The organism is Parendozoicomonas sp. Alg238-R29 (assembly GCF_947331445.1).
Taxonomy (GTDB): Bacteria; Pseudomonadota; Gammaproteobacteria; order Pseudomonadales; family Endozoicomonadaceae; genus Sansalvadorimonas.
The window spans coordinates 1-10132 of the sequence record NZ_CAMZOG010000117.1 but is presented as its reverse complement, the minus strand read 5'-3'; the positions used below and the strand labels follow the sequence as shown (position 1 = coordinate 10132).

The following is a 10132-nucleotide window of genomic DNA, read 5'->3' as shown; positions in this document are numbered from 1 at the left end:
AAAAAACGACCAGATCGGATTCCTGACGATGCTTCAGGTTTTGTCCCGTACATAGGTCACAGGGGCAACTTAAACGGACACACGTATGGTCTTCTATTTTTACTGTTCTGTTGCCTAACAAACAAACAACGCAAGAAACGCCTTGCTGCCTTATAAAATCAGCCGTGTTTTTAGCTTGAGCGAGCGAAGGTCCTGCTCTATCCATGGTTTTACTCCTTTTATGACCTGATTTTAGATATGATCTATGGAGGAAGTGACGTGACTTTTCATTATCCTGTCACGGACTCCAATCCTTTCAAATTTGTAAATATTAACTTCTCTATTGGATTGATTAATGGGGAAAAGGTTTATTCCAGGACAACAGTATGGCTAACAAATATGTTGCCATTGACGGTTGGTCGAACAGTGGACCGACAATTTTCTCAATCAGGCCGGATGTCGTTAACGGTTCTAACTCTATCCGATGTGTGAGTTTTTCAGAGAGCATGATCACCGTCTAATATTTTTGTGCAAAAAATTTCACCAGAGTCTTTTGTCTGATCGACGATTTGTATCAAAAGCTATTCCCAACACTTTTGCGACAGCGTGGTAGTGCCCGCTCGATCACAGTTTGCCAGACACGCCGCTAATCTGTGGGTGGTGAAGCCAATCATCCAGGCTCATCAGGTTCCTTATCTGATTGACTACCTTTTTCCGGTTCAACCTCATGGGAAGCATTTGTATCGAGTTGCTGATTTATACCAATTGCGCCTTTGTGCCCTTTAGGGTATCGCCCAGCACAAGCACAAGCACAAGCACAAGCACAAGCACAAGCACAAGCAGCCAGAAATATTCGATTCCATATGATCGAGTACTTACCACCCATATTTTCAAGTGAGTCGCAGGTTTATAGCGGTTAATGCAACACAGTCAGTGCTGCAAACGCTAACCATCGAGGTTGATCGCCCTGAGATTTTGAGAGAATAGCTTTGGCCTTAGCAATTATGACTTTCATAAGCACAGTCCATTCCCTATCTCCACGGTGGTGCAGAGCAAGATAAACTTTCAGCAACTCTTCGAAATTCTCGTTAAAAGACATACTTCTGAGCCGTCGAACCTTGACCAAGGCTTCAGATTTTGAGTAGGACTTCTCGATTTCATCCAGCACCTGCTTACGGGGTAGTGTTGCAGCCGCTAGCCATCGGGCGGAATTTCCTGACCATGCCTGCCATGGTTTCGAGAGAATTTTTTCAGCCTCAACATTCAATTTTCTTCTAACAGGCATAGCCAACTGCCAGTCTTCGTAGTGATGTAGAGAATGATAGATTTTCAGTATCTCTTCGAAATGGAATGCCTTTTGATCAGCGAGCAATTGTCGGCCATTACTCAGAGCGTGATCCCTTGATAATCGATCCCCCTCCATTTCAATTTCAACCAGTGCCTGTTTACCGATGGTTTCCAGCACCTCAGGTGTGCCCAAACGTCTTCGCTGCTCGCTGGGAAGTGCTTTGAACATACTCAGTCGATTTTCTTCGGTGAGTCCCGGATGAAGGAAAAAACTCGACATCAGAATCGAGGGAAACTCTTGTACAATCCGGTGGCAAATAGCAAGGCAAGCTTGCCTTTCTTTATCCGAAATAGCCCCGGAGACTATTTCCAACAATTGTTCAGGCTTGGCTCTGCGTTTGTTGATGGCCGAGAGGAACAGTTCCGTATGTTGCAATATCGAGGTGACGTCTACAGCTCGAGAGAGGGCGTTAAATCCGTATTTTTCGATGAAGTCCGATTCTTTTTGGGATAACGGCCCAGGACTAAAGAGCAGAACGTCTGCAAGCTTCGCCATGGCAACATGAAATCGGCTGTCCATCTCGAGACTCTCAGGGAGCATATGGACAAGCAATTTTTTACGGTACTCAGGTAATTGGGTTTCGGGTGTTAAGAAATAGTCAAACTTCAAGTCACTGAGAGCCTTTTCCAGAATTTTCTGGTGTTCAGAGGGTGAACGAATAGAAGAGAACAACTCCATAATACGTTCACAATCTTCTTTAGTGTCCATGGGGATTTGATGAATCAGTTTGATGCAGGCTTCTTCGCTAAGGTCAGGGTGAGCACCGGAATCGGGCTTACAAACCGATAACGTCAAAGCTTTAATCACTGCCTGCTCTTCTCTTTCCCGGTCAAGATCTGTTTGATCATTCTCTTCTGTTGTTATGGGAAGGGTTCCTGGTGTGATGGCAAGGATTTTTGGCGTGGTTCCTTCCCATCTCTCCTTTGCTTCTAACAGCTTGGAAATAGTTTGTTTCATTGCTGCAGCTTCTGAATCGTCAGCAACAATAGAATATTGCAAATGTCTTATTAGCTTATCAATATCCGCTGTGGACAGGCTCATAGCAAGAACGTCAGGAATACATGTTGATTGTTTAGCCAGATAGTGAGCGGGATTCAACCTCCTGTATAAAGACTGAGACTGAGACTGAGGCAAACACTTTTTTTCAATCAGAAGAATCAAACGCACTGCCGGTAGAAAGCCCCCCTCGGAAAGGGCTTTTTTTATTTTTCCCCAACCCGCTTTTACGTTCTTTCGAAAACCTGTACCGGTATATTGAGCAATCCCCTGGTACAGCTCTCGCTCTGGCGTATGGCCGTGAAACGGGGCGATAAGGTATCGATAACATTGTGACTTTACAGCAGAATCTGAATCCGGATTGAGCAGACACCAATCAAGTAAACGACACTGAGCTTCAATGTGAAAGCGTTCTGCGCTTTGGAGTAATCTGGCAACAATATCTTTTTCTGTTTTTGTTTTTGTTTTTGTTTTTGTTTTTGTTTTTGTTTTTGTTTTTGTTTTTGTACTTTCCGGAGTCTGACGATGCCAGGCCAGCATGGCTAACTGATAAGGGCCTGATGCACTGCTATAACAGCTTTTCTTGAGTAAAACGTTATAGGCAGATGAAAAATCCCTGAACTCGACCAATCTTGAAGCTAGCAGCTCATAAAGATCAGGATTGGAGTTATCATGAACCAGACGACATTCGTCTTCTGATGGCAATTCGCTTTTATTGGTTGCCACACACACTCTTAGTTTGACTCTTTCCAGGCTATTGGGAGAAAAGCAATTCTCCAAGGGCTTGGCATCTTCTTTTGAAAGCTTCCCAAGTTCAATAGCAAGAGACAGCAGCTTGATTTTATCTTTGTCTTCCAGGGACTTGTTTGTAGCCTGTGAGAGAATATAGTCTTTGCAGAAAACCCCGCTAAGATAATACATGACCAGTCGGGCAAGAGGCTTGTCAAATTTTGCGCAGCGCTCGATGGTCTGATCAAACTGATTTGGAGCAATCGGGTTTAGTCTCTGTGCCTTTAGGGACCTGAACCAGTCGGCTGCAGTGGCGGGATCATATTTTAAAGTCTCGACAAGGTATTTGATGTGGGCTTCCACTTCTTTCTGACAAGAGTTATGCAACCTTTGAAAAAAAGTTCTGTCTTTGTAATGCAATCCCGTACTCATGGCTTTAGCCAGTAAATGCGGAGCCCACTCTATTTCTTCAATCAGGGACTCTTCCAGATTTTCAGCCAGTATAGATGTGTCTTCACTTCCATGTTGTTCAATGTAGCAACACACACTCTTTAATTGCTGACCTTTGAGCTCATGATCGAGATTTTCAAACTTTTTCTGTTGCTGTATTATTTTTTCAAGGAGCTGAGTCAATAGTCGTTTGGCTTGTTTCTTGTGCTGTTGAGGAACAGAAGATGTGTGAGGCATGATTCTGAGTGTTACGGCCAAAGGGTCAGAACCATCATATTGAAGACATTGCTCAGCAATGCCCAAAGCCTCTTTTGCAGACAACTTGTTTTCCAGTGATCTTTCCAGAACATGCTGCTCAGTCGCACAGAAATGTCCGTTTTCGGGAAGCTTTAAATGGAGCAGGTTATTGGTTTGAGGTGGGTGCCAGAAGCATTGAATCGCTCTTCGCTCCAGCTCGGTCTCTTCTTCAGTCAGGGTTATCGGTTGTTCGTCCAGATTAGCCAGGTGTTTTTCTAAAACCGCCTGCGTACACGCTAAATGTTTTTGGGTTAAAGACTGGGTTCTGGCAATGATCCTATCCATTGTTCCTGTTAGTACATTGAAGGTCTGGAGATCAATCCAACGGCTGGAATAATGTATGAAACCTTGCGTTTGATCCAACCAAGCTCTAAGAGCTGCGGGGTTCTGCTCATTCTCAAGAGATTTAGAAATCCTCAGCAGTGTCTGCCCTTTAATTGCCGTATCCCGAGGGTGGTGAGCAACGACTCTCATCCTGCTCAGTTCACAATAATGAAGTGGTGGTTCTCTGAGCAGCACCTTATGATTCCGAAGAGTCTCGCCCTCATCTTCTAAGCGAGCAGGTTTGGCAAGTAGCTTGCCTGTTAAGCTGGCTTTGTACTTTCTGATGAATTTCCTGTAGTTGTCTTCATCGCCCAGTTTTAGATATAAGCGGCCCATCCGCTCATGAATATCGTCGTTGCTTTCATCGCTCGGAACGATGTCCAGTGCCAGCTTAAGGGCTGTTTCCGGCATGGAAGAGTATCCGTAATGGCCCTTCAATTTAAGCCAGAAGGAATAGAAAGCCGGATCGCTATACCAGCGTTTTAGCAGGCGGCTTTTCGGGTTCTCTGCCTTCAAGATTTCATCGAATACGGCCTCGACAGACAAGCTTCCAGTACAATGATCAAGTGAGGCCAGACGGTATAATGTTGCCATTCTATCAGACAACATTGCACGCTCAATTAAGGTTTCGTCGGCAGAACCATTATTGACAAACTGCACCAGATGGGTGAAAACCAGTGTTTGTGGATCACAGGAATATTGCCAGCTTTCCAGCCTTGCAAGCATTTCTTCTGGGAAAGGGGTGGCCTTGGGCGTCCAAATGTTCTCCCAGTAACGTGTAAAACCCCAATCCTCATGGGTTGCGCAAAGAGAGTAAAGCTTACTTGCCCGGGCATCAGAGTGACAATGGGACAGACAGATGGACATGAGTTGAGTTCGATCCTCATTCCATCGGGGACCCGCTGCGCATAGATAGAGTGCATAAGCCAGGTCAGGACAGAATTTGACCCAAGGCTTTTGCTCTGGTTCGAGCAAAGAGGTTAGCAACTTTTTACGTTTTCCCAGTGAACCTGAAACCCGATATAACTCAGCCAGCCTTTGCTGCGCATAGGCAAAATCATTTTCGCAAAGTTTATTCAATATCCTTTCTGCTTTATTATTATACTCATTTACCAAACAATGCTCAGCAGTCCAGAGGTCAAAGAGAAAACGAGAGGAATGACCAGTTGTAGATTTTTTTATAGTGTCATCATCTTCAAGAGATTTAAGGATAGGGCTGGCTTTCCCGGTATCAATATCACCAAAGGCCTCCTTAAGATAAACCATTGGAGCCAGTTGCCTGACATTTGGATCTTTATCATCCATCAGAAATGATGCAAGATCCGCCCTGCCTTGCTCAGTAGGGGCGCTTAGATACTGTATTATCTTCTCCACGACAGCCTGGCCATCTATTGGTGGCTTCAGCTGCCCAATTTCTTCACAGGATAAGGTACGTATCCATTTGAGTGCCTCATCAAACTGAAAGGTAGAAGCCTTATCTTTTTCCGACAGAAGCAATTGGGTGGACAACTCTAATCTAGCTTTCGGACTGCCAGCATCGGCAGCTCTTCTCAGGCAAAGCAGTTCCAGCTCTCTGGACTGGACTACCGGCAAAGAGGGAGTGGATGCCGCTTTAGCGATTTCCAGATGCCAGTGGATGAACTCTTCATGATTGTCTGACGGCAGGCGGTCCAGACAATCCCGTTTCCCCTGATTCAATTGGGATAGAAATGTCCTTGTATCTGCACGAGTTATTACTGCGTTGAGGTACTTGATTACCTCTGTGAGCGTGTCTTCTTTGCCTTCAGTCAACAGCAGTTGTTTTTTAGCAAAAGTGGCGGCTTGGTCATAATTGCCCTTTTCAACGCACTTTTTAATTAACGGCAAAACCTTTTGCAGGACAGCATCATCCGTTTCAGGGGGTTCAAGGGAGTCGCTCGACCAGGATGCTGAACTCAGAAAGTGAGCTGATTTATCCAGATTGAAAGGTGCTTTTGCAGGTTTGTCGCTCGCACGTCTGATGCTATAACTGGATAATTTTCTGGCGGTTTCCGTCCGGGAATCAGGCCTTTCCGCAGGAGCAATGGAAGCCACAGAAGGTTGCGGATGCGTTTGTTGAACTGTCTGCGAGCTTCCTGTTGAGTCCACTGGCTGGGGGAACTGAGCGTGTCCGTTGTGTGTCGAACCTTGAATCATGCGATGACTGCCTGTTATCGTAATTATTCATTCCGGATGAAGGTATCTCGATATTCTAAGACTCCACTGCTTGTAGAAAGTTCCGTTTGAATTAAGGGTGAAGGCTTTGAACCGCTATCCAGAATCTACTGAGAAAACTTCAAAAACCGCTTATCCTGGAAGAAACATTTCAAATGCTGGCTCTAGGGGGGGGTCTCAACTAGGCATCGAATTCAGCGTTGCCGGAATGCTTGTTGCCTTTCAAAATGCTGCAACGCAGCCATAGAGGCTCTCGGAAATGCTATTTGGCTTCCGCTGAAAAAACAGATCCAAAATCCTGCTTTGGCGATGAGATAATCAGTCAACGGAACTAACGAGCTTTCTAGATGTCCAACCGTGAATAACGCAAGAGGAGTAGCGCATGATTCATGGATTGATAGACTCAGTAAGCATCGGAAATAAAGAAAAAATCAGCGTTTCCCCCTCTTTAAAAGAAACTGCAGCGTTTATGGGCTTTAAGATTTATGTAGTAAGAGGCTGTTCTGATTTGTCATACATGCCTATATATTTTTCATCTCTCAACGAGCTATGCCCCATAGATCCCGTAGAAGAATTGGTGGAAGAGTTTGAGAATCTAGCGGGAAAAAAAATATCAGATAGAACTTGTAACTCGGTGATTATCGAGTTGTTAGCCGCTGAATCATCGGAACTCATTTCTTTTATATCACTACAAAACTCAAGAACGTCGATAAACATTAGAGCGCTTGCAACATTAGAAAAATATAAAGGTCGCGGTGCTGGTCAATTTCTTATGTGTTGTGCTATTGATATCGCAACCAAGCAAAATGTGAAAACACTAAAGTTAAAACCAGAAGGCTCTGCAAAAAGATTTTATATGCAAAAAATTGGAATGATTGAAAATAAAAATTCTGAACTAGAGTATATCCACCCGGAATTTCTTGATACGGAAAAGAATTCCAGTCCCGTTCTATCAAAATTCAAACTTTTGCAAACCGAAGAAACCAGCCACATTTAGTATCCTAAGCTTGGGGCAACTAAAATCCACATAATAAAAAATTTCAGCAGACTGCCTTCGTTAGCCGCTATCCACACATCCAGTCCAGAGCATGACGTGACAAGACCATGCAGATACAATATGAGGAATTTCCATATTTTTTTTGAGATACCAAAATGACAACGGCAAATGACACAGTTTGGGGAATGAGCCCTAATTCTGCAATGGCCAAGCAGCTTGCCGTTCGTGATGTTCCATCCCTCGTTTATGATGCTGTAAACCTTGAGGGTGTGGCGATGACTTTACCAGAGGTTCAAACACTTCTGGATGGGATAACTGTAGGTGGCCATAAGGTTAGCGATCAAAACATGGCTCTGAACCAAGCGGAGGCCTGGAGACATTTGTTTTCTCTGATCTCTGATAATAGTTTTTCTTTCACGAAAGAAGTTGCCTTAGAAATTTATAAAATTGCAGGCAAGGAAGAGGCTCTAGAATGGGGTGCTTTTCGTACTGGAAATGTTACGATTAGCGGCTCCGACTATGAGCCACCTTCTCCCAAAGAGCTTGAGAATGCATGGTCTAATATTGTGCAAGAAGTGAGTTCTTGCAGTGACATCTATGATCGAGCAATAACAGCATTCCTCAGAATGGCAAGAGCACAACCCTTTTGGGATGTGAATAAACGCATGGGAAGATTCATGATGAATGGAATTCTCCTTGATGCCGGCTTTCCAATCATTAATGTTCCAGCCAAAAAACAGAAAGAATTTAATCAGCTCATGCTTGAGTTCTACAATTCCGGCGACATGAGTTCAATGAATAAATTTCTTCGCGAATGTGTCAACCCTAAAATCATAGAGAACTTCAAGTAATACGCGGCTAACAAGTGCATCGTGTGGGACATTTCATGACCATTACAACAATGATGATACCGGTCGTCTGCCCTACGACCCTCGTAAAGCGATGATTGGCGGTGAACCGGCGTTTCAGTTCTGCGGTTATGTTCACCAATGTATGTTGCAGATGATGAAAGATAAAATCGACAGTCCGGCTGGCAAACAGATTTACAGCAAGCGCTTGGCTGTGGCAGAGCCACCTTCGGGCAAACGAATACGAAGCTTGTGATGACAGTGGGAACTGATTGCAAACACTGAGGCGCGAGCTTTGCGGTTTGATTTTTGGTTTTTCTACAGGTTCGTTAGGCGCAGCAGCCTTCAACTCCTACTACAATTAAGTGACTTTTGTGTAAGAAGTTACTGAAATGTATAAAACAAAAGAGTTTGTTGACGCTTATGCTTCCGAGAAAGAGGTTCACCCATTCCGTGTTCACATGGAAAGGCATACGATTTATGAACTTGTAGGTGATGTACGCAGGAAGAAAGTATTAGATATTGCCTGTGGAACAGGAAGCTACAGTCGATTATTCTGTGAACTCGGTGCAGAGAAAGTTGTTGGCATAGATTATTCAAAAAAAATGATTGAACATGCAATCAAAAAGACTCCTGAAGACATGCCTATAGAATATCTTATTGCTAATGGTGAAAGTTTCCGAAGTCCTTTAAAGTTTGATTTTGTTTTTCACTCTTATTTTCTAAATTATGCTTCATCAATCGATGCTCTAGCAGAGATGAGCAAGACAATTTATTTAAGCCTGATTGATGGTGGAAGCATGCTAGGTATAGTCTGTATGCTGGGAAAAGAACCTTCTGGTTCAGTTAGCTGTTGCGATTTTTATACGAACTTTAAAACTCAGCCATCAGAAGGCGAGGAGTATGAAATAATATTTCGAGGCCAAAATGAGAGTATAAAGAATTATAACTGGAGCCTTGAGAATTATGAAAAATCGCTTTATAAATCAGGTTTCAAAAAAGTAGTATGGCATAAACCAAGTCACTATAAGTCATCATTACTTAACGATGATGAGTGGTCTGAGTTAATAGATCACCCTGTATTCTTGGCAGTGACAGCAAAAAAATAACAAGCGCCTAGACACTATGACTCCGACTGAGCCATAAACTGAGCCATAAAAAGCTGGCCTCCGAATAAAACGCGGGCTAGCTTAAAGCCAGAGCCGCACAGGCTTTGCCCAAAAGGCAATCCTAAGTTGGTGATCGGAGACCAGCCATGAACAAAGACAGCCCCCTTTTTGTCGGTTTGGACACTCACAAGTCTTCAATTGCTGTCGCCTATATTGGTGAGCAGCGAGAAGATACCGTCCAGAATTATGGAACCATTGGCACGCTTCAACGCGACATCGATCGAATGGTTCGTCGGTTATGTTAACACCAGTCAGAGTTTGCTTTTGCCGGTTAACCTGGCTGAGCAGCCGTTAGGAACTGGTGTTAACAGCTTGTTCCCGGTTCTTTTAAGCACACGCTGAATGACCTGGTGGATCATGAAATCGACACTTCGATTTTTCATGACCATTACAACAATGATGATACCGGTCGTCTGCCCTACGACCCTCGTAAAGCGATGATTGGCGGTGAACCGGCGTTTCAGTTCTGCGGTTATATTCACCAGTGTATGTTGCAGATGATGAAAGATAAAATCGGACATTTCAAACTGTTGGAAAGAGTCCGTTAGGAACTTGTGTTAACACCGGCTGGCAAACGGATTTACAGCAAGCCTTTGGCTGTGGCAGAGCCACCTTTCGGGCAAACGAATACAAAGCTTGTGGAGACTGATTGCAAACACTGACGCGCGAGCTGTGCGGTTTGATTTTTGGTTGTTCTACAGGTTCGTTATGCATTCAAGAAACATCATTCTATTCCTCACTTTTCAATATATAGATTATGGCGGTGTGATCGGCTGAGGCTGTCACAAGGTGATTTCCGTCG

The 10132-nt window shown here is 44.0% G+C and carries 6 protein-coding genes; 4 read left to right on the top strand and 2 right to left on the bottom strand.

What is annotated here, in order from left to right; all coding sequences use genetic code 11:
• On the bottom strand, positions 1-205 hold a 205-nt coding region (locus QMA35_RS19815; RefSeq protein ID WP_281648881.1), incomplete at its 3' end, for a hypothetical protein.
• A 690-nt stretch (positions 206-895) separates the two neighbouring features.
• Positions 896-6298, bottom strand: coding sequence for a hypothetical protein (locus QMA35_RS19810; RefSeq protein WP_281648880.1), 5403 nt, complete (start codon positions 6296-6298; stop codon positions 896-898).
• 400 nt (positions 6299-6698) lie between these two features.
• Here QMA35_RS19810 and QMA35_RS19805 point away from each other — a divergent pair, with 400 nt between their 5' ends.
• The 4 genes from QMA35_RS19805 to QMA35_RS19790 all read left to right on the top strand — a co-directional run bounded on the left by QMA35_RS19805 (position 6699) and on the right by QMA35_RS19790 (position 9878).
• Positions 6699-7313: a GNAT family N-acetyltransferase gene (locus QMA35_RS19805; protein ID WP_281648879.1), complete on the top strand. Its 615-nt coding sequence runs from the start codon at positions 6699-6701 to the stop codon at positions 7311-7313.
• Between the two features lie 155 nt (positions 7314-7468).
• A complete protein-coding gene (locus tag QMA35_RS19800) occupies positions 7469-8164 on the top strand; it encodes a Fic family protein (RefSeq protein WP_281648878.1) in 696 nt (231 codons plus the stop codon).
• Positions 8165-8553: 389 nt separating this feature from the next.
• A complete protein-coding gene (locus QMA35_RS19795) occupies positions 8554-9270 on the top strand; it encodes a class I SAM-dependent methyltransferase (protein WP_281648877.1) in 717 nt (238 codons plus the stop codon).
• A gap of 410 nt (positions 9271-9680) precedes the next feature.
• Entirely contained in the window at positions 9681-9878 is a 198-nt protein-coding gene (locus QMA35_RS19790; protein ID WP_281648876.1) for a hypothetical protein, read from the top strand.
• Positions 9879-10132: the final 254 nt, after the last annotated feature.